This window comes from Sanguibacteroides justesenii (genome assembly GCF_003204205.1).
Taxonomy (GTDB): Bacteria; Bacteroidota; Bacteroidia; order Bacteroidales; family Marinifilaceae; genus Gabonibacter; species Gabonibacter massiliensis.
In genome coordinates, this window is the sequence record NZ_QJPL01000005.1 from 13,932 (window position 1) to 33,699 (window position 19,768).

At 40.6% G+C, this 19,768-nt stretch carries 18 protein-coding genes and 1 tRNA gene; 7 read left to right on the forward strand and 12 right to left on the reverse strand.

Annotated features, from left to right (window positions below; translation table 11 throughout):
* Positions 1-164 precede the first annotated feature (164 nt).
* The 6 genes from DMB45_RS14645 to DMB45_RS08830 form a co-directional block, all read right to left on the reverse strand.
* Positions 165-344 (reverse strand): hypothetical protein, encoded by a 180-nt coding sequence (locus DMB45_RS14645; protein ID WP_146216432.1) that lies wholly within the window; start codon positions 342-344, stop codon positions 165-167.
* Positions 345-813: 469 nt separating this feature from the next.
* Positions 814-1,455: a hypothetical protein gene (locus DMB45_RS08805; protein WP_041504829.1), complete on the reverse strand. Its 642-nt coding sequence runs from the start codon at positions 1,453-1,455 to the stop codon at positions 814-816.
* 489 nt (positions 1,456-1,944) lie between these two features.
* The gene (locus tag DMB45_RS08815) at positions 1,945-2,298 is read right to left on the reverse strand and encodes an STM3941 family protein (RefSeq protein ID WP_146216433.1); all 354 of its coding nucleotides are present in this window, start codon (positions 2,296-2,298) and stop codon (positions 1,945-1,947) included.
* Between the two features lie 230 nt (positions 2,299-2,528).
* On the reverse strand, positions 2,529-3,563 hold the full coding sequence (locus DMB45_RS08820) for a DUF2971 domain-containing protein (RefSeq protein ID WP_160289612.1): 1,035 nt from the start codon (positions 3,561-3,563) through the stop codon (positions 2,529-2,531).
* 10 nt (positions 3,564-3,573) lie between these two features.
* On the reverse strand, positions 3,574-4,584 hold the full coding sequence (locus DMB45_RS08825) for a nucleotidyl transferase AbiEii/AbiGii toxin family protein (RefSeq protein WP_041504825.1): 1,011 nt from the start codon (positions 4,582-4,584) through the stop codon (positions 3,574-3,576).
* Positions 4,577-5,182 (reverse strand): DUF6088 family protein, encoded by a 606-nt coding sequence (locus DMB45_RS08830; protein WP_041504824.1) that lies wholly within the window; start codon positions 5,180-5,182, stop codon positions 4,577-4,579. The genes DMB45_RS08825 and DMB45_RS08830 overlap by 8 nt, the downstream gene beginning before the upstream one ends.
* 205 nt (positions 5,183-5,387) lie before the next feature.
* On the opposite strand from DMB45_RS08830, the gene DMB45_RS08835 reads away from it, so the two are divergent.
* The gene (locus DMB45_RS08835; protein WP_082027454.1) at positions 5,388-5,576 is read left to right on the forward strand and encodes a helix-turn-helix domain-containing protein; all 189 of its coding nucleotides are present in this window, start codon (positions 5,388-5,390) and stop codon (positions 5,574-5,576) included.
* Here the strand turns inward: DMB45_RS08835 and DMB45_RS08840 are convergent.
* Entirely contained in the window at positions 5,546-7,762 is a 2,217-nt protein-coding gene (locus DMB45_RS08840) for a tetratricopeptide repeat protein (protein WP_041504823.1), read from the reverse strand. The two genes, DMB45_RS08835 and DMB45_RS08840, sit on opposite strands and share 31 nt — an antisense overlap.
* A 205-nt stretch (positions 7,763-7,967) precedes the next feature.
* Positions 7,968-8,516, reverse strand: coding sequence for a DJ-1 family glyoxalase III (locus DMB45_RS08845; RefSeq protein ID WP_041502253.1), 549 nt, complete (start codon positions 8,514-8,516; stop codon positions 7,968-7,970).
* Positions 8,517-8,806: 290 nt separating this feature from the next.
* On the opposite strand from DMB45_RS08845, the gene DMB45_RS08850 reads away from it, so the two are divergent.
* The 5 genes from DMB45_RS08850 to DMB45_RS08870 all read left to right on the forward strand — a co-directional run bounded on the left by DMB45_RS08850 (position 8,807) and on the right by DMB45_RS08870 (position 14,901).
* Positions 8,807-9,682 carry a Cbp1 family collagen-binding glycoprotein adhesin gene (locus DMB45_RS08850; protein WP_041502254.1) on the forward strand — a complete coding sequence of 292 codons (876 nt, stop codon included), beginning with the start codon at positions 8,807-8,809 and terminating at the stop codon, positions 9,680-9,682.
* Between the two features lie 229 nt (positions 9,683-9,911).
* Positions 9,912-10,736 carry a type I methionyl aminopeptidase gene (gene map / locus DMB45_RS08855; RefSeq protein ID WP_041502481.1) on the forward strand — a complete coding sequence of 275 codons (825 nt, stop codon included), beginning with the start codon at positions 9,912-9,914 and terminating at the stop codon, positions 10,734-10,736.
* Between the two features lie 244 nt (positions 10,737-10,980).
* Complete coding sequence (locus DMB45_RS08860) at positions 10,981-11,853, forward strand: helix-turn-helix domain-containing protein (protein ID WP_041502255.1); 873 nt, start codon at positions 10,981-10,983, stop codon at positions 11,851-11,853.
* A 246-nt stretch (positions 11,854-12,099) separates the two neighbouring features.
* Complete coding sequence (locus DMB45_RS08865) at positions 12,100-14,019, forward strand: AAA domain-containing protein (protein WP_041502256.1); 1,920 nt, start codon at positions 12,100-12,102, stop codon at positions 14,017-14,019.
* Positions 14,020-14,391: 372 nt separating this feature from the next.
* The gene (locus DMB45_RS08870) at positions 14,392-14,901 is read left to right on the forward strand and encodes a bacterioferritin (RefSeq protein ID WP_041502257.1); all 510 of its coding nucleotides are present in this window, start codon (positions 14,392-14,394) and stop codon (positions 14,899-14,901) included.
* 55 nt (positions 14,902-14,956) lie between these two features.
* Here the strand turns inward: DMB45_RS08870 and DMB45_RS08875 are convergent, their stop codons facing one another.
* Positions 14,957-16,255: an NAD(P)/FAD-dependent oxidoreductase gene (locus tag DMB45_RS08875; RefSeq protein WP_059025502.1), complete on the reverse strand. Its 1,299-nt coding sequence runs from the start codon at positions 16,253-16,255 to the stop codon at positions 14,957-14,959.
* A gap of 287 nt (positions 16,256-16,542) precedes the next feature.
* On the reverse strand, positions 16,543-17,928 hold the full coding sequence (locus DMB45_RS08880; RefSeq protein WP_110688684.1) for an OmpP1/FadL family transporter: 1,386 nt from the start codon (positions 17,926-17,928) through the stop codon (positions 16,543-16,545).
* Between the two features lie 185 nt (positions 17,929-18,113).
* On the opposite strand from DMB45_RS08880, the gene DMB45_RS08885 reads away from it, so the two are divergent.
* On the forward strand, positions 18,114-18,320 hold the full coding sequence (locus tag DMB45_RS08885; protein ID WP_041502260.1) for an RNA-binding S4 domain-containing protein: 207 nt from the start codon (positions 18,114-18,116) through the stop codon (positions 18,318-18,320).
* Positions 18,321-18,752: 432 nt separating this feature from the next.
* Here the strand turns inward: DMB45_RS08885 and DMB45_RS08890 are convergent, their stop codons facing one another.
* Positions 18,753-19,187, reverse strand: a complete 435-nt coding sequence (locus DMB45_RS08890; protein WP_041502261.1) for an OsmC family protein — start codon at positions 19,185-19,187, stop codon at positions 18,753-18,755.
* Positions 19,188-19,635: 448 nt separating this feature from the next.
* A tRNA-Lys gene (locus tag DMB45_RS08895) sits at positions 19,636-19,711 on the reverse strand.
* Positions 19,712-19,768 lie beyond the last annotated feature (57 nt).

Sequence of the window (19,768 nt, forward strand, 5' to 3'; positions counted from 1 at the left end):
CCGATGGCTCTTTGCCGACGGCACGATTGTACCCTTCTACACATATCAAGGTGTGAAATTGTCTGCGTCGCAAATCCGAGATTACACTTCCGGCAAAACAATCCGTATTGACGGGTGTAAGGGTGAATATCCGACAATATTCGTCAAGTTCAATCTCCAAGAACTCAAACCGGAGTCGTTTTCTTCAAATCCCGACGCTCCAGCACAGTCGCACGAATACAACAATTTTGGACTTTATGGTGGAATATCCCAAGCTCCAACAGAAGAAGGTCCATGCACAGTATCGGGAGGCGACAGCGAAACGTGGCCGGAATTCCGTCGCCGGCATCCTGAAATGTCACCATCAGAAGCTCTCGCCGCTTTCAAAGCCAAGAAACGAGGCAAGAACCTTAACGGTGGCTTTTCAATGGGCGGATTACACTAATTTGTTGAAATCCCTGTGTCTATTTCTCAGACATGGGGATTTCGCTTTTACATCTAATTTTGGATTTATATCTAATGAAAATCACAACGAAATATATCAATAATCCGATTGAGTGGATACCGTTCAATATAAGGAGATAGAGCCACCATGTAAATCCGGCTCCGCCGTGACTATTGAAAATAAGGTTATACCCAAAGATGGCATTGTATACGAGCATCACCAAAAGATTGTCAAACGCTGTCTTTAGCCTGATTCGATGGCAAAGCCATGTTGATAGCAGCGACAACGCATAGGCAATGGCAAGAATTACCGTATCTTCATTCCAACTGCAACAAGCTATGACAATCACCATCAGCATCGACAATACTGCCCATGCTATCCAAAATCGTTTATCTGTCAGCTTCATCGTTGTTGAGGAGTTTACGGGTTGATGTTATGATAAGTTTTAATGAATCAATTTCTTGTCTGTGTTCATCAAATACCTTTTCATCAAGTGGGAGTATGTCGATTAAATATTCTGAATCATTGTCTTCTATTTTGAACGATTCTCCATATAATACCATCGCTCCCAAATCGGACAAGACTTTGCAGGAATCAACCGTGAAAAAACTGTCAAACTTAAAATCGTATCGCTCCAGTGTGCCATCTTTAATCCATAGCGCACAGTTCGGATAGTCAATCCACCCATAATAGCCCTGCCGAATTATATAATTGTCATCCTCATAATATTTTTTGTGCGGGATATAGATTTCTTCCAATAGCCCAGTCCATACACCTAAAGTCACCGGAATAGGTAAAACGATGGCAGCGAGCCAACCGAGGCTATATATCTTGGCTAAAATATTGAGCCATTTCTTACCGGTGCAGACAAAAAATATCGCAAACGCACTCAAGGTCGTAAACCAGACAATCAGATACCCCAATCCCCACCTCAAATGGTCATAATATCTGAAGCCGACAAGCAACCCGATGCAAAGAATCAACCCAATGCAATGCGCAATAACCAATATTTTCTGCCATTTTAAGTTCATCGCAATTCAACAAATCTTTTTATAAAATATATTCCCAAGAGTAATGGCAAGATGCTGAGAACCCACGATATACATGAAATCATGAAGTAATAAAGTCCTGTAAAGCCGTCATGTATCCTGATTCCAGCCCAGATGAAAGACAAAATGACAAGAAACGGACATGTTAACCCCCAACATATAAAGACACTGCGAGTCCAGCTATTATTCTGCGATTTACGATATGAAAGGAATCCTCCTAATAGGTAGGTTATTTCCCATATCAAAAATATTTCCAAATTTTTGTAATAAAATAATTCATACACAGGATCTACGCCAATTAGAAGCAATGCAGCGAAAACGCTCATCATAACCGGCATAAGTGCGACAATAACGCACCATATCCAAAATCGTTTATCTTTCAGCCGCATATTCATCCAATCTTTGATTTAACATATCGCACACTTCGCTCTTGTTTGCAATAAGACTGCTATTTAGCGATTTATCGGGATTCTACGCATTATCCAAGAAATGCACTTGAATAATTTTTACTCCGCCTACTTTTGCTTCCGTGAAAATTTCTACATCGCAAAAATATATGGCTTGCCACCCTTTGCTTAATGTGTAATTTTCTACTCGGTCTTTGTGGATTCTTATTATCGGTTTTCTCATCAAGGCTAAGCCTAAGACATATATACCCACGCCGACACCGATAATAAATGCCAATCCGCATATTCCTCCAAACATCATCCTATAGCTGTCCGCATTTATAAGCAAGACACATCCCGTAAGGACAAATGCAGAACAACCCAACGCCAACAACAGACTTTTGGGAATATTGGGATAAATATTTATTTGGCTGTCCATATGCAAAATTACAACAAAATCTCGTAACTTGGTGATAATCGGAAAAGAAAAATCCGTATCTTCATGGAATACCACGAAAATGCGGATGATATGGCTCAATCATATATTTTCCTCAGCTCTCATAGTTAGGTTTAGTTTGTCGGGCATATATATTGCCCGACAAACTAAACCTAACTATATATAGGGCAACGAAAAGATAAAAACGACCTATATTCCCCAAATACTGATATTTATTGAAAAACTGCTGGTTTTACTATCATCTGGTAATGATCCGAAGCATTGTCAATGCTCATATCAAATTCTGCGAGATTTCTATCAACAGCTATGCTATGAAGGAGCGCTTTATTTTCCTTAGAAATCCGAGTGCCATAATAAATCTCACTTGGGTGAATTGTTATTGGCGTTACTTTAGGTGATGAGCGTTCTTGTTGGGGAGCTGTGCAAATCAACCTCCATTCATTTTCATAACTCCAATCGGTAGATTTGTTGAGTCCGACTTTAATAGTCGCAAGCTTATCTGGTTCAATTATTTGCCATCCGAAAACATTGTATATCGCCCATGCAAACAAAGAACTTCCGTTGTACCGAGATTCAGAATAAATTACGGGAAATAATCCACATTTGAGCATATTCATCTGCTTAAAAGACAGTTCATCTTTAGAATACCCTAAAGCATAACCTTCATGGTAATTGGTATAATGGCTCCACATCGTAATTGAATCCACTCTCTCACTGAAACAAGCATATGTTACGGCATTCCTTATTTGCGTTTCTACCAATGGTGCAATGGCATTTATTAAAGCTATAATTCCAAAAGCCATATTTCCCAAACGATTATTTATTTCTTTTGAATTTGATAAATCTGTCTTACATAAGTTTTCTTTTACAACATTGAATTCACCATTGGGAAAATAGCGATTGATCTCAGAAATAAAACTATCTGTCTTTTGGAACATATCCTGCATTATACGCACAAATTCTACATTTGCCGTATTCCTTATTAAGCTTTCAATTTGATTAATATCATATTGGAATAATGAATCGTATGGATCATTAAACATATCGGCCGTGACGGTATATACATCGTCAGATTTTAACGAATTAATGTTGTTCTCATTTACAGTCCTGTATCTGAATAGTTTGTCAGGCTTAAGCTCTGTTATAGCCTTATTGATTGGAGCTAACAAGACTGGCAATGAAGCAATAGACGTATCGCCTGGAATAATGATTGAACTTAGGATATTTGAAAATTCAGCTCTATTCATAGTCATCAAGTCAATGTTCTCTGAAATTGCTTTCTATTTTTGCTACGCCTTCGAGGATGTCGGTAAAGGAAGGAATCCTATCCTCGTAAATCATATGAGAAACCATCGTTTCATAGTCGTTCTTCCATTCTTCGAGGACTTCTTCCGGTGGTACAAGACAAATGCGTTTACGAATGTCAGGGGTATAATCCACATCGCGCACTAATGTGAAAATCTCACGATGATGACGTATGGTTTCCCAAAGCTCATCATTGGCAACCGCTTTATCTGATATTCCAGCCTCTATCAACTTGCACAAGTCATACAAATGACGTGACTTACGGTTTGCATTGCGGCATCCATCGGTAGTGAAGAGTTCATGTAAAAGAAAAGCTTTTTCAAGGAATGTCTTTTCAGCGATAGCCGCTACCATTTGAACCTCGGCATCTCTTGATGTCAAGTGAGGAAATTCGGTTGCGACGAATGAATCAACCGAAGCTTTTGCCGTAGGCTCGAATAGGGAACGAGCGCCTACCTCCAGCAAAACTTCATCGCGCAAATATGTTTTAACCTCCGGTGGCAAAACAGAAGTATAGAAGATGTGGATCTGCCGAGGTTCGGGGTATGTCGCATCTCCTTCACCATCGCGGTCTGCTACCACTGTAACAAATTTGTTCAATCCGGCATTTTCTACCGCTGTCACCAAATCAGATGCAAGTGTGTCTCTCACAAACACTGAAGACGCTTTACGCAACTTCTTCAATTGTTTCTTGGTGACATCTCCCTCTATCCCGAACATACTTCGGTCTATTGCGATGTCTATATCTTCGGAAAAACGCTGTATTACACCCCATACCTTACTGAGCGATGTGCCGCCCTTGAACACCATTTTATCAGCGTAAGGCAACGAGAAAAGAATATTGAGTATCTCTGTCACCCAAAAATCTTTCTCGATGGCGGCTGCCGGCAAGTGAATCCTTGTCGCAGTTTCCATAAATACAGTCCGGTGCTGTGCTTCGCTAAGAGACAAAAATTTATTCATAGGCGGTGAGTATTATTTTCCGGATCCATGCGGGGATAAGCGGGAAATCCCTTTTAATGGATTCAAACGGTACGTTTTTTAATAGTTTTCGTATATGTGCAAGTTGGTTTTCCGTCAGCCTGTCCTCCCCGATTTCACGCAGGGCAAAGGTCAAGAGCATGGCAAAATCATTCTGAAATGCCAGATTCTTTTTTGCCGTGTGCTTGAATTGTATCCCCCTCTCCCCATGCAGCTTCACCTTACGGGGAGAACCATCGGTAAGATATACTACATTCATCGGCACTTGGGTTGACAGTCCCAGTTTATTCAATGCATATATTCCGGTGGGGACAATCCTTGCTTTATCCCTTCGGGCAATGGCAGCGGCGATTTCCTCAAAAGTCGGATGCAGTACCCCCAGCCCTAAAACTTTCTCAATCTTCGGATAGCAGTAGATCCCACGCGCGACCCTTATGAGTTTTTCAGCAATAGTCAACCGCTCAAAGGCTTTTTGGACTGCCTTTGAGTTTCCATAACTAGCATAGTCAAGGGGTGAAATTATTGCCCCCCTTCCGCGTTTGGCGATACTCGTAAGTATCCTATCTTCAATTGAATGCATCTGATTTATAAAGTTCTTTTGTCGCAAATTTACGATATTTTTGCGACAAAACCAAATTGATTTATCACATCAATAGGTGAATTTCATCATGTGGTTGCCTCCCCACCACCACAGCAAAGAGAGTCACAAAAGTGATTCTCTTTTTTTATTAACGATTGTAGATCAGGAATGAAAGTTTTTAATTTGCAATTTAACTTTATAATGATTGGAATTCGGTAAATGGGATGTTTTATGGCTGCTTGATAGCACTTTAACCCCGTCCCCAAGTGTTACCCAAAATTTATTTCTGCAGAAAGGCTACCTGAAAACCTCTACGCAGGAAATTGCAAAAAGGGCCGATGCCGGTTTGGGTGATATATACAACTATTTTTCCAATACCTTGCCTGCCCGGTAAAGATTCATGACATAAACAATCAAAGGATTATCCGAGTATTGCTGAGCTTCACGCAAAGCAAGGGACAAAAGAGCTTTCCCTTCCCGTTCCTCACCCGTCTTGATTTGATAGACACCATAATAAATATCCGAAACGATCCGATAAGGGACATAAATGGAAGAACGGATAACGCTATATTCCGAAGCCAGACGACGAGCTTCTTGCAGGTAAAAGAGAGACTCCGTCAAACGGCTCTCCGAGAAAACGAGCGAACTCAGATTCATTAAAACGGTGATTTTATAAGATGCATAACCAACGGAATCCACCAGAAACAATCGCTCGTAAATTTGTAACGCTTCTTTATAACACCTTTCAGCATCCTTCTTATCATTCATCTCTAAATTAACCGTTGCCAAATTTGCCCATATTTCGGCATGAACGGATTCATCCTCCGAACCATATTTTCTTTCTAAAATCTTTCCATTCAAAGCCGTTTCTAAATAATCCTTTGCCGTTTTCCACTCTTTCTTATACATATATATCCCTCCCAGCCGGGAAAGAATCCGCATATAATCTTCCGTTTTTAACGAAACATCCTCTCCTTGAAGCAAACACAGGTCTCCGGCCTCTTTATAATAAACAAGAGCATTCTCCGCATCTCCCATGACCAATGCCACCTCTGCTCCTAAAAAACAGACATCGGACAGAAGCGAAGTATAGCTCAACATATCAGACCCATACAATAATTTTCCATGCTGCAACAACTCCGGTATAATCTCTTGAACACCCTCCACATCCTTTTCTTTATATAAAAAAGACGCAAGATCCCGCTCACACGCAACAAGCACCCCGAAATAGCTTTCTTTACCGCATACCAACAACTTTTTCAAAACCTCTCCGATTTTCCGGTAATACTCGTCCGATTTGAGCCAATCGTTTTTCCCCGCGTACAACCTACCCATAAAACAAAGACTCTCCACGTAAAAGGCGGAATAACCGGAAGGATTTTTTTCATAAAGATTCCGGGCCACAATCTCCCATTGTTGAAATAAGGGTAAAGCTTTATCCCATTGACGGGATAAAGTGAACCACCGGATAGTATAGTCCATCGCTTTCCGTAAAGGTTCGTATCCGGATTCATCTTCTTCAGCCATCTTTCCCCGGATATTAATCAACTTATACACGTAGGAATTCATCTCCTCGTATGCTTTTTCCCGGATCAAGAGAGACATCAACATTTCATACAAATTTGACAATCCGGTTCGATAACATCCGGAAGTAAATTCCGGCAACTCCTCACCTATTCTGATCTCTTCCCGATACATTTGTACTCTTTCATCGTTCCCCCTCCCTTTTAAAAACATCTGGATATCAACAAGATCAGCCAATGCAGACGATTTCTCCGCATCATCCCGGATACGATACAAATCCCGTATCAACTTTTTCCGCAAAACAGCAGCTCTCTTTTTTTTCCCTACACTCTCATTCAAAAACATCTGTAATGCATATAATTTAACCGTTTCAACAGGTGTCCGAGCTAATTTCGATGCACGCTTAGCTTCCGCAAAAGCCTCTTCCATATTTTTTTGTTCAGCCAGGGCATAGGCATATTGAAAAGCATTCTCGTAACTTTTCTTATCGGAAAAAGCCAATATTCGGTAAATTGCTAAAGCCTTATCCCTATACTTTTTTTCTCCCGTAAAAAGACAGAGCATTGCATAACGATGTAATATTTTCACGTCCGAAAGTGCAAATTTTCCTTTTACCTCCTCGATTTTTTTTATAACCGGTTCTTTTTCATAAACACGAAGAGCATTCGGTATATCCCCTTTTATGAAAAGATCGTAGGCCTCCCGTTCTGTATCACTTAACTCTTTTATTTCCCGAGAAGCCCAAAAAGAAGAATACCTGCTCAATAAAAACCGACAACTTTCCATTTCACGCCCCAAAGCTATCAACCTTAACTGTCTCTCCTCTTCCGTGATCCGATGCAAAAGCGCCAAAGAATCAATTTTTCCTTTTTCTTCGGAATATCTCTTACTATTATACAGACTACCTACCCGATACAGTTTTTCTTTTAACAAAATGGCTTGCTCGGCCGGCACCACGTTACCTTCCAAGGTATCGGTAAAAATACCATTCTCCCCACACTCCCCTTCTTGAACACTTACGAATAATAACAACAAAAACAAAAAAAAGCTTCTCATAGCAATATTAAAGATACTGTAATATAACCGGTTATAATTATACCTTCACGAACCTTCCCATGATACAATAAATAGCCATTTCCACCGTAAATTTTAAGACACGATCTCAGGACCCTCCACTCCTACTGGAAAATCCAAACATGGAAAATGCAGGACGTTAACCATCCGTCCTGCAAACCAATCCACTATCGTTAAACTTAAAAAATCATCTTAACATACCCCGAGCAACCTCGTCAGCAGCCTTTTGAGACACGATTTCCCGCAACACCGTCAACCCGAAATCCAAGGCAAAAGCCGGTCCTTTACCTGTTACGATACGTCCGTCAACGACAACCCCGTCCGCAACAACATCCGCGTTGACCAGGTATTTTTCGAATCCCGGATAGGTCGTCATCCTATATTTTCTATCGGTTTTCAGCTTACTCAAAACCAAAGCCGGCGCTGCACAGATAGCCGCAACACGTCCGCCCCGGTCGAAATGATCTTGCAATAATTGAATCAACCGAGGGGAATCCGATAAGTTTTGCGCCCCGGGAAGACCTCCGGGAAAGATCAGGCATGCCGCATCTTCTTCCGCCACTTGACGCAATACGACATCCGCTTCCATCGACACGCCATGAGCACCTCTCACGTTCAATTGATCCGAGACGGATACAATCTTTATATCGACACCTCCTCGACGCAACACGTCGACAATTGCAATCGCTTCCATCTCCTCAAAACCTTCCGCCAAAAAAAGAAATGATCTTTTCATAATTCTCTTGTATTATAGTTCAACTTTTCAAATTTACAAAAAAAAGATGACTTTAATAGCATATTCCGTTTTTATACCGAATTTAATCTTTCGTCCTTCACTCCCCAACCAACGTGTAGAGAAATTCCACAGTGTGGAACGAGTATTCCTCACTTTTTTAATTATACGTACCAATACAAAAATATATAACAATATGTATATCAATATCATAATAAAAATATAGTATTTTGGCACACCCCTTGTGCTAAGAAAAACAGCACGAATAAATGTAAACTTAAAAATTAACAATCATGAAAAAGATTTTTTTATCAATCGGAATATTCTCTCTGTTATTCCTCGGCAGTTGTGTTGAGAGCTCGCAAAAATACAAAACCCTGGTCGCCAAATACGACTCGTTAAACACAGTTAACACGAATCAGAATGCAGAGATGGAGAATATACTCTCCGGCTTAAACGAGATCACGGCAGGAATGCAATCTATTCGCGAAGCAGAACATCTTTTGGCATTGGAATCGGCTAAAGACCAAAAAACAAACACGACCAAAGAGCAAATAACCAAATTAAAAGACGATATCAACGCTCTCTCTGGAGCAATCAGTACCTACAAGGATCAGATTGCCAAGTTGGAAAAACAAAATAAAAGTCAATCGGCCCAATTCAAGAAGCTAATTGCCGGCTTGAACGAAGAACTGGATCAAAGTAAAACTAAAGTACAGGAAATGACTCGTTTATTGGCAGAAAAAGAAAAGGAACTGGGCATAAAGAATCAACAAATTGCAGAGTTAAACCAAAATGTTTCCAATCTACAGGAAGAGTCTACCTCTCAAAAAGAAACCATTTCAAAACAAGATGCCGATATTCACACGGGACATTACCTGATAGGCAGCAGAAAAAACTTGAAAGCAGCTAACGTTATTTCACGTCAGGGAATCTTCTGTCCGCCGATCGTTTCCACTCAGGCTCAGAATGCAAGATTTGAGAACATCGACATCCGTGAAACGAAATCAATCGCACTGAACTCTAAAAAAGCAAAAATATTATCCGCTCATCCGGCCAAATCATACACTTTAGAAGCCGATGAAAACGGGATGCAAAAATTAAACATCAACGACGAAAACGCTTTCTGGAAACAAACGAAATATCTGGTTGTAATGATTTCAGAATAACACTTCACACATAATCAACACACACGACGGTAGATGTCCGGAAAATTTTTCCGGACATCTTTTTATTCTATTTTACCATTCAACACGGAATAATCTCTAACAAAAATCCGTACCTTAGCGACAAACTTTTAAGTAATCTCATTTTTGCCTCCAGAGTCTTTTTTTTCTCCGGGACAATTATTAAAACATTGCAAATATGATATTCAAAAAAAGCAACGGTTTACAACCTATGAAAGATTTCAAAAGCCTTTCATTCGAAGAAAAATTACAGGTATACAGACGTTTAGGTTGTACTGTTCCTCCCCGGAAAATCATAAAAAACGCGGAACAGATTCAAGGTATAAAAAAGAGTGCCGAAATAAATACGGCGGTATTGGATCATGTGTCACAACATATCAGAGCGGGAATTTCCACGGAAGAGATAAATTCCATGGTACACGATTTTACAGTTGCTCATGGAGCAGTTCCGGCACCCTTGAATTACGAGGGATTCCCCAAAAGTGTCTGTACCTCCATTAACGATGAAGTGTGTCACGGAATTCCCGATAAAGATATCATCTTGCAAGAGGGAGATATTATCAACGTAGATGTCTCCACTATCTTAAACGGTTATTTTTCGGATGCCTCCCGCATGTTCATGATCGGAAAGGTCGATAAGAAATTACAACGATTGGTAAAGGTGACCAAAGAGTGTTTGGAAATAGGCATAGCCGCTGCCAAGCCCTGGGGATTTTTAGGAGATATAGGAGCCGCCATTCAGGCACATGCCGAAGGCAACGGTTATTCCGTAGTTCGCGATTTTTGCGGACACGGGGTAGGTTTACAGTTTCATGAAAAACCGGAAGTGGAACATATCGGTAAACCCGGAACGGGCATGGTATTGGTTCCCGGAATGATATTTACCATCGAACCGATGATCAATATGGGTTCCCATGAAATCTTTATCGATGAAGACAACGGATGGACGGCTTTGACGGAAGACGGTTTAGCGTCAGCCCAATGGGAAAACACGATCCTAATAACAGAAACAGGAGTTGAAATTCTTACTTGGTAAGTAAAAATAACCGAATCCCCCACCGTTTCTATTTATTATTCGCACCGGACTCCTGAAGAGTTTCGGGAAAAGTTAAAGTATAGAATTTATTTAAATATAACTAATTAATAATAAGCAACATAAAAACAACTTTTTATTTCACTTATCACATTGAGCTTATTATGAGATCATTTGACCTCTTTTCATACATTTAAAACACTCAAAGCTGATACTTTTGTATAAATCAAAAGGTGCAAAATCGGTTATGAATACAAACCTATGTAATCAAAAGGATTGTTCATATTACAATTCTCAAATCGTTAATGGATTTGAATTATACAAAATTCCGGCTAATCAAACTATTCTCCGTAAAGGCAATCAGAACTCACATTCACTTTTTTTTATATTATCCGGAAATGTTTCTCTTTCGTTAAGTACCCATCCGACCCTCATTTTCGAAAAAGGAAATCTACAATTAATCCCCAAGGGATATTCCGTTACTTTCCAAACCGGAAACGAAGAGTGTGAAATTCTTATTCATCGCTTTACCGGTCTCGAAATATATTGCAAACAGATTAATCTGGCTTCAATAAATCAAAACAATCGTTTTGATTATAGGTTCCAACCTTTTCCGATAGAATCCCATCTGTTAAAATTCCTCGAATACATCCGCTATTCTTTGGACTCAGACGCCTTTTGTCAATTGGTGAATGAATCATCCAGAAAAGTTTTGATCTCCATATTCATCCAACATTATTCTAAAGAAGCTATTTATCAAATTTTCTATCCTATCATGGGAAGAAATGAAAATTTCAGGTCTTTAGTCATTCAAAACTATCACAAGGTAAATAGCATTCCTGACTTCGCCAAAGAAACAGGTTGCAGTTTATCTACTTTTAAACGAAAGTTCAAAACCACTTTCGGAGAATCTGCTTACAAATGGTTACAAACCCAAAGAGCCAAAGAGGTGGAGGCCTATTTACAAGATATAAGAATTGATTTCGCAGATATTATTGAAGAATTTCGATTTACTTCACACAAAGCATTATATCATTTTTGCAGGATGTATTTAGATGCGAGTCCCTCGGAGATCCGTAAAAAAGCTACGTCATTTTCGAAACAGGAACAAGTGAAATAGATCCTTTTGAAGAGACATTAAAAGTAAGCCAATCAGGGGTTGATTTATATTATTTTTAATGTAATCAGGTGTTGGGGTCGCAAGCAATTACCAGTAATGTTGCACCCCACGCCTGTTCAAAATAGAGATCCTCTTACGATCGATTTTTTTGAAAAAAATCTCCTCGATAACCATTCATTTACCTGATCTGCCATTCAGGTATGAGAATTATATATACTTTTGTGATTGAAATACTCCACAAAACGTATGAGGCCCGAAACCACTATTTCTCCTTTAGTCGACCTGTTACAACAATACAAATTATTGCAACAGGAATACGAGTACGAGAAAGAGCTATTTTTTCAACATACTCAGCATGCCGGAATAATAAAAAAAATCCGGCAAGGAGTGTGCTGGCATCCTGTAACTATCTGCAAAAGTCATTACAATCCACTGAATCAATTTATTATAGAAATCAAGCGAAAAGAGGGAGATGTGACCGAACACACTTTTGAATACGGTCGCCCCGTTTGTTTCTTTAAATCGGATCCCGTGACGGGACGACTTCATTACTTCGGCTTTACGGGAATCATCAGTTATGTGCAAGAAAACACCATGTCGGTCGTTATGCCTCATTCCAACGTACTTCTTGATCTGCAAGGCGACCATACGTTAGGGGTACAACTCTGCTTTGACGGGACTTCATATAAAACCATGTTCTCCGCCTTAAAGGAGGTTATGGAAGCTAAAAACAATCGCTTAGCTCACCTGAGAGAAGTCATTTTAGGAAATATTCCCTCTCAATACAAAGAGATAGCGGACACCCATTTTTTTTGGTTAAACCGATCTCAGGAAAAAGCTGTCAACCGGGTCATCCGCGCGAAAGAGATCGCGATCGTACACGGACCTCCCGGAACAGGAAAAACAACGACCTTGGTAGAAGCTATTTATGAAACGTTACGACGGGAAAATCAAGTTCTTGTATGTGCTCAAAGCAACACGGCAGTAGACTGGATATCCGAAAAATTATTGGACCGGGGAGTAAATGTCATGCGTATAGGGAATCCGACACGGGTAAACGAAAAGATGCTTTCCTTCACCTATGAACGGAGATTCGCATCACATCCTGCCTATCCTGCCCTGTATAATACACGAAAAAACATCCGGGATATCATTACACAAATAAAGAAGACCAAAGGGGATAAAAGAGGGACACTTCTATCCCGTCTACGCCAGTTAAAGGAAAAAGCCATTGAATTGGAGATTCGCATAGAAAAACAACTTTTCGGAGAAGCACGTGTCATAGCCTGTACTCTTGTAGGATCGGCCAATAAAACATTAAACGGAAAAAGATTCTCAACCCTCTTCATTGATGAGGCCGGTCAAGCATTAGAAGCCGCTTGCTGGATCGCCATCGCTAAAGCCGAAAGGGTCATTTTAGCGGGGGACCACTACCAACTTCCCCCCACGATAAAATGTTATGAAGCAGCTTGTCAAGGACTAAACAGAACTCTTCTACAAAAAATCATCCAACGAAAACCAGAGACCATCTCCATGTTGGAAATTCAATACCGTATGCACGAAGAGATCATGCGCTTTCCCTCTTTCTGGTTTTATCATAACCGTTTAAAAGCGGCTCCCGAGGTTTCACAACGAAATATCCTCGCGTGGGATACTCCTATCGTCTGGTACAATACGGCATCTTGTGCATTTACGGAAACTCCGGTCTCGGAGACTTTCGGACGCATCAATAAACCGGAAGCGGAACTATTGGTCAAAATACTTCAAAAGTACATAGAAGAGATCGGTATCGAACGGGTCATTGACGAACGTATCGATTTCGGACTTATATCACCCTACCGGGTACAAGTCCAATACCTGAGGCAACTTATCAAAAAAAATCGTTTTTTTATACCGATCCGAAAATTATTGACCATCCATACCGTGGACGGCTTCCAGGGACAAGAGAGAGATGTCATCCTGATTAGTCTCGTCCGAGCCAACGAAAGAGGTGAGATCGGATTCTTAAACGATCTCCGTCGAATGAATGTCGCCATCACGCGTGCCAGAATGAAGCTAATGATCATAGGAGACTCCTCCACCTTAACCTGTCATCCGTTTTACAAGGCGCTGTACAAATATATTGCAGAAACCGGAAAGGTAACCGAGATTTTGAAGCCGGAATAGCATTTTTCCTTTTCTGTTGAAAGAAACGATCACATTGCTGGCAAATAGCATATTCCAATAAAGTTCCGAGAATACCCCCCCTATTCCATCTCGGTCTTCATGACATTCAACCAAGACTCAATCCGCTGGTCCCGATTCCCCTTTTGTTCGTTCTCCTCAATACCTGTTCAATGCCGCAGGACAAAAATAAGAGACAAGGATGTTCCCGCAACTCCCCATCGGCAGTAAAAAACCGACTCTCCCCACGAATGGCGAACAGTTGTAAAAATAGATCCGTGAATACTCTTAAAATGCGGTAAGATTTTATGTTTATTTACTTTTTTTTTCTATCTTGCATCACAATAGATTGTATAACCACTTATTCAAAAAATTATGAGCAAAAAGGAAAAAAGCATTGAATTATTAAACAAAGCCGTTGCAGATGAATTAGTTGCCGTTCATCAATACATGTATTTTCATTTCCGTTGTGACGACATGGGGTATGATTTACTATCCGGCCTATTCAAACGCACGGCCATTCAAGAGATGATGCACGTAGAGCAATTAGCTGAACGTATTCTTTTTCTAAAAGGAGAAGTTGAAATGAAACCCGCCTCGGACATCAAGCATATTCACGATCCGAAAGAGATGTTGGAAACGGCAACGATGATGGAAGAAGGCAGCGTGAATGACTACAATAAATGGGCGAACGAATGTGCTGCCAACGCGGACTCCGTATCTAAAAAATTATTTGAAGCCTTGGTTGCGGAAGAAGAAGTACACCAGGATCAATACGAAACGGAATTAGATAATCTCGGTAAATTCGGGGCAAATTATCTGGCACTACAATCCATTGAACGCAGCAAGAGCGTAGCAACCGGAGCTCAACCTGCCGGAGAATAAAAACAGAAGACTTGGAGCACTGCCTGAACACAAAATTGGACAGTGCTTTTTGTTTTCAAGAAACTTTTTTTTGTTTTTCTTCCGGTCGAATCCATAAACGCAAGGCTTGATCATAGGTAACATAGCTCCACATCCAATTGATAAAAATAAACAAACGATTCTTCACGCCTACGATACTCATCAAATGAACGAACAACCATAACATCCAGGCCATTGCTCCGCTAAAACGTATTTTATTCAATTCCACCACGGCAGAATTACGCCCGATCGTTGCCATTGCCCCTTTATTCCTATACTTGAACTCCTGTAAAGGACGTCCGGCGAGAATACGATACAGGTTCTTAGCCAATAAACGGGCTTGTTGTATTGCCGGTTGAACAACCTGAGGATGTCCGTGGGGGTTGCCTGAAGTAATCATTATAGCCGTGTCTCCTATTGCAAAAATATCTCCCATTCCCTTTACCCGACTAAATTCGTCCACGATCAAACGATAGCCCTTTCCATACGTATCAGGGGAAAAACCTTTTAATCCGTTCGCTTTCACTCCGGCTACCCAAAATACATTGCACGTTTCAATCGCCTCCCCATTTACAAAAGTCAATGCCTTACCGTCATACTCCTTCACCAAAGCATTTAAACGTATTTCAACTCCCTTATCCTTCAAATACCGTTCCGCATAATCGGATGACCCGGGGGTAAAAGCTCCCAACAGGCGATCCGCCCCGTCAACTAAAATAATCCGCATCCTATTTACATCCAAATCCGGATAATCCGAAGGAAAAACGAACCTCTTCATTTCGGCCAAAGCTCCGGCCAACTCTACCCCGGTAGCTCCCCCTCCGACAATGACGAAAGTCAATAAACGCCCTTGTTCTCTCTCATCCTCACTATTCAAAGCCCTTTCAAAACTCTCAATGATTTTATTCCGATCGAACAATGCTTCGGAAGTATTTTTCAATTGCATGGTAAGATCTCCCAATTCCTGGTTTCCGAAAAAATTAGTCCGGCTCCCGGTAGCAATGACTAAATAATCGTAATCGATAAAACCGATCGAAGTCAATAAGCGATTTTCATCCGGAAGAACCTCCTCTGCCCGACATACTCGAATATGAAAATTTTTCCGGCGTTTAAAAATCCGGCGAAAAGGAAAAGAGATTTCACTCGGCTCAATAGCCGACGTGGCTACCTGATACAAAAGAGGTTGAAACAAATGGTAATTGTTTTGATCAATCAATATGATTTGAAATTTTTCATCATCCAACTCCCTGGCTAATTTCAAACCGCCGAACCCGCCACCGACAATCACCACTCTTTTTTTTGTTCCCTTTTCCGGAATATGACTCATTTTCTCCATACTTATCATTTTTATACAATATACGTATCGGAATAAAAAAAGTCACGGGTGCCCGAATATTTATTCTCTTCTCTTACAATCTCTTCTTCCCAAACGGGACATTACCACATGCCAGACTCATGAACAGAGATTGTTTCATACTTTCAAGTACAGCCGGAAGCGACAGGAAACATGTCATTCCATAAACAAAACGCCTGTAAGGTCGGATAATCCTTACAGGCGTTAACTATAATTATTAATTTCACTTATCGCACGACGAAAGAAATTTATACTTTCCGGTATTTTTATTAAAATCGGTACGCAATTCCCAAAGAAGGAGAGAACGCGGTGGATTTATACTTTCCGGAGAATACATCTTTCTGCCCGGGAATAACCACATTCTGAGAAGTATAATTTCCATGGCGGCAGAATCCCTGAATGTACAAAAAGGCAAAATCGATTTCCAGGTTTTTGTAAGGAGAAAAAGTCAATCCGGCAGAGAGGCCCAACTTATTCATTCCCGGAGTCTCCGGATTGTAGTGATTTTTCCGTATCGGGCTTTGATCGTAATAAATTCCGGCACGCAAATCCAAACGATCCGTTGTTTTATACTTAGCTCCTATCCGGTATATCATCGTGTTCTTGTAATTCTTTTGTGCTTTAATGGGTTTAATTCCCAGCTCCGCTTCGTTGAAATAGACATTCAGGGAGTCATAGGCCTGCCATCCCACATATTGTAAATCCAATGCCAACTCCCAACGATCGGTAGGACGATAGCTAACGCCTAAGGTCGTGTTGGAAGGCAAGGGAAGCTCGGCATGAAAAGTACCTTGATCGTATTTAGGAATAGACAGGTCCGGAACAATAGCTCCCAATTGTCCTAATAGATTTTCAATATTCTGGTTTGCATAAGTTAATTCGGCCTCACCCTCCTTTACTCTCATTTCAATTTTCGAGCGATAGGAGAACCCTATCGTCACTTTTTCACAAGGCTCATACATCACCCCTACATTAAAACCAACCCGCACATGAGCTTTTCCGTCCAAACGAGCATAAGCCGGCGGAACTTTAGTTCCCTTTATCAACTGTACAATCGTCTCTTTCTGTTCATCGGGAATAGGGAGAGGAGCACTCTCTATCATCTTTCCGACGGTCTGAAATTCATTAACACTCAATAAAGCACGCGAAAGATTTACCTCGCCAAAAGCTAACTGCAAGCCAAAACCCACACTTAAACCATCCATAATTTTATAAGACAAAGTAGGTTGAATTACATAAGCTTTTAAACTTATATCCTGAATCAAATTGGCACCTAACCAGTTTTTAGGCCACTTCAAAGAGTTTCCGTAAGGAGTATTGAAAGCGATACCCGCAGCTAAATTATCATAAATCCGGAATCCGGCATAAGCATATATCGGGGTACTGACAGGATTATCCGTTTTAACAGAATACCCATCCGATGAATATTTCGCTTGCGCCATGACAGCCGACATTCCAATCGATAGATCTACGGCCTGATTCATAAAAACCAACCCTGCCGGATTAAAATGCATACTTTCAGCCCCTAACTTCATCGCCACCCCCACGTGCCCCATTCCCGTCTGCTTAGTGCTTAACAAATTGACCTGAAAGCCTTCAGCAAAAGAAGACAAACTACATATACATACGAATACGAATACAAAAAAATTTTTCATGCTAATCTATTTTACATTAAAACTAACCGAAGGTCTCTTTCAACCTTCTCCCCCTTGAAAAGGAAAACATGTAAATCCTTTATCATTTTTAAGAGATCGCAAAAATAACAAGTCGAACTTCAAGTTGTTTCTACTTTACGGTATGCTGCAAAAAATAGTTACCTTTGCAATAAATTTGCAACATCATGATAACGTTCGAACTTACAACAGCATACATCGAGTTAATCAAATTACTAAAAATCACCCGTATCGCGGAAAGCGGCGGTATGGCAAAAGTATTAGTAGAAAATGGAGAAGTGCGCCGAAACGGAGAAATAGAAACACGAAAAAGAGCCAAAATAACCAAAGGAGAAACCATTACAGTATTAGGGAAAACCATCCAAATCGTCTGATCAGTCTACCCTAAAAACAGAAAGAGACCCGAAGGTCTCTCCGTTTTAGTTGGTAAACTAAGTGGTGTTAACAGGACAAATATAAAAAAAATCTTGTCAGAAAAAAATATACATTTAAGACATTTTTATGTCCGCTCCCTTATCCCGGTTCAACCTCAAGCCATTACAAAATAAAAAAATACTGATATTTAAATATTTCCGTAATTTTAACACTATCTCTTCAAGAGAACGATACCGGAACGAACAGATCCTCCTCTTTTCCTCGTCGGGTTCTTACCCCTCGGTCTGACCGCAAGAGCCGATGAACCGCACTCTTCCCCCCGCTTCTCGTCCCAACGATCGGGTTAATAAACGAGATCACCCGAAATCCGCACACGCGAGACCGAAAGCAACGTCAGGAATACAAGGTGTCTTGTAATAAGGCTCCTTGTATTATTTCAAAAGAATATCCACCGGGGTAATATGACTGATCGTATCACTCACCGGGCAACGTTCCTTAACCGTTTTTATCCACCTTTCCAATGTATCCGAATCGGCGTCCGTATCGGCTTTTATCACCACTTCTATTTGTTTGTAGCCGGCCCTGTCCTCACTCTTTTTTCCAAACAACTTATCCGGGTTCAGGCTACCTGACAACTTAATCTCGAGCTTTCTGAGCTCAAAGTTCATCTCTTGGGCCACCATGTGACACACGACATTTAAACAACCGGATAAAGCCGCCAGTAAGTATTCCACGGGATTAGCTCCCGCATTCGTCCCTCCCAATTCGGCGGGCTCATCAACCACTATCTCAAAATTCCGTACTTTCACGAAAGTCTTCGTGGGATTCTCGCTATGCGCTCTCGCACGAAAAGTCAAATCTGCCATAACTACTACATTTAAAAAAGTAAGATCTTTCCCATTTTCATCGTTTACAGTAATAAAATCTTCGCCTTATCATTCGACGGATATCTTACACGAAACAAATCTTTATTTCGTTTTAACGATATATAAAATAAAAGGTTTACGGTTTCCTTACCCTTCGCTACATCCGTATGGCCATGCAAGCAACTTTGTTGCCTCCCCGCCATGCTAAAAATCCGACTTTTCGCGGTAATAGATACGACAAAATGTATATATTTGGAAAAACAAACGGAATAACATTATAATGCCGGTATTCACGAGACGTCTTTCCCGTCATACGGATAAAAGAACTTACTAAAAACAATACTGACTTTTGAGGACACGATCAACGCTATAAATTACAATGGGAAAATTCGAAGATAAAAAGCAATGAAAAAACCCAAATCGTCTTCGTGTTGATTTGGGTTTCATTTGGTGATCCAGCTGGGATTCGAACCCAGGACCCCAACATTAAAAGTGTTGTGCTCTACCGGCTGAGCTACTGAATCGTCAATTGTTTTTTACAATTGCGGTGCAAAGATAGTGATTCCTATTGATTCTACAAG

Bases quoted from the DNA above. Each gene is read 5' to 3' on its own strand.
- DMB45_RS08880 (WP_110688684.1), bottom strand. From the start codon at position 17,928: ATGAAAAATTTTTTTGTATTCGTATTCGTATGTATATGTAGTTTGTCT.
- DMB45_RS14645 (WP_146216432.1), bottom strand. From the start codon at position 344: ATGGTGACATTTCAGGATGCCGGCGACGGAATTCCGGCCACGTTTCGC.
- DMB45_RS08815 (WP_146216433.1), bottom strand. From the start codon at position 2,298: ATGGACAGCCAAATAAATATTTATCCCAATATTCCCAAAAGTCTGTTG.
- DMB45_RS08865 (WP_041502256.1), top strand. From the start codon at position 12,100: ATGAGGCCCGAAACCACTATTTCTCCTTTAGTCGACCTGTTACAACAA.
- DMB45_RS08860 (WP_041502255.1), top strand. From the start codon at position 10,981: ATGAATACAAACCTATGTAATCAAAAGGATTGTTCATATTACAATTCT.
- DMB45_RS08805 (WP_041504829.1), bottom strand. From the start codon at position 1,455: ATGAACTTAAAATGGCAGAAAATATTGGTTATTGCGCATTGCATTGGG.
- DMB45_RS08820 (WP_160289612.1), bottom strand. From the start codon at position 3,563: ATGAATAGAGCTGAATTTTCAAATATCCTAAGTTCAATCATTATTCCA.
- DMB45_RS08850 (WP_041502254.1), top strand. From the start codon at position 8,807: ATGAAAAAGATTTTTTTATCAATCGGAATATTCTCTCTGTTATTCCTC.
- DMB45_RS08885 (WP_041502260.1), top strand. From the start codon at position 18,114: ATGATAACGTTCGAACTTACAACAGCATACATCGAGTTAATCAAATTA.
- map (WP_041502481.1), top strand. From the start codon at position 9,912: ATGAAAGATTTCAAAAGCCTTTCATTCGAAGAAAAATTACAGGTATAC.
- DMB45_RS08845 (WP_041502253.1), bottom strand. From the start codon at position 8,516: ATGAAAAGATCATTTCTTTTTTTGGCGGAAGGTTTTGAGGAGATGGAA.
- DMB45_RS08830 (WP_041504824.1), bottom strand. From the start codon at position 5,182: ATGCATTCAATTGAAGATAGGATACTTACGAGTATCGCCAAACGCGGA.
- DMB45_RS08875 (WP_059025502.1), bottom strand. From the start codon at position 16,255: ATGGAGAAAATGAGTCATATTCCGGAAAAGGGAACAAAAAAAAGAGTG.
- DMB45_RS08890 (WP_041502261.1), bottom strand. From the start codon at position 19,187: ATGGCAGATTTGACTTTTCGTGCGAGAGCGCATAGCGAGAATCCCACG.
- DMB45_RS08825 (WP_041504825.1), bottom strand. From the start codon at position 4,584: ATGAATAAATTTTTGTCTCTTAGCGAAGCACAGCACCGGACTGTATTT.
- DMB45_RS08840 (WP_041504823.1), bottom strand. From the start codon at position 7,762: ATGAGAAGCTTTTTTTTGTTTTTGTTGTTATTATTCGTAAGTGTTCAA.
- DMB45_RS08870 (WP_041502257.1), top strand. From the start codon at position 14,392: ATGAGCAAAAAGGAAAAAAGCATTGAATTATTAAACAAAGCCGTTGCA.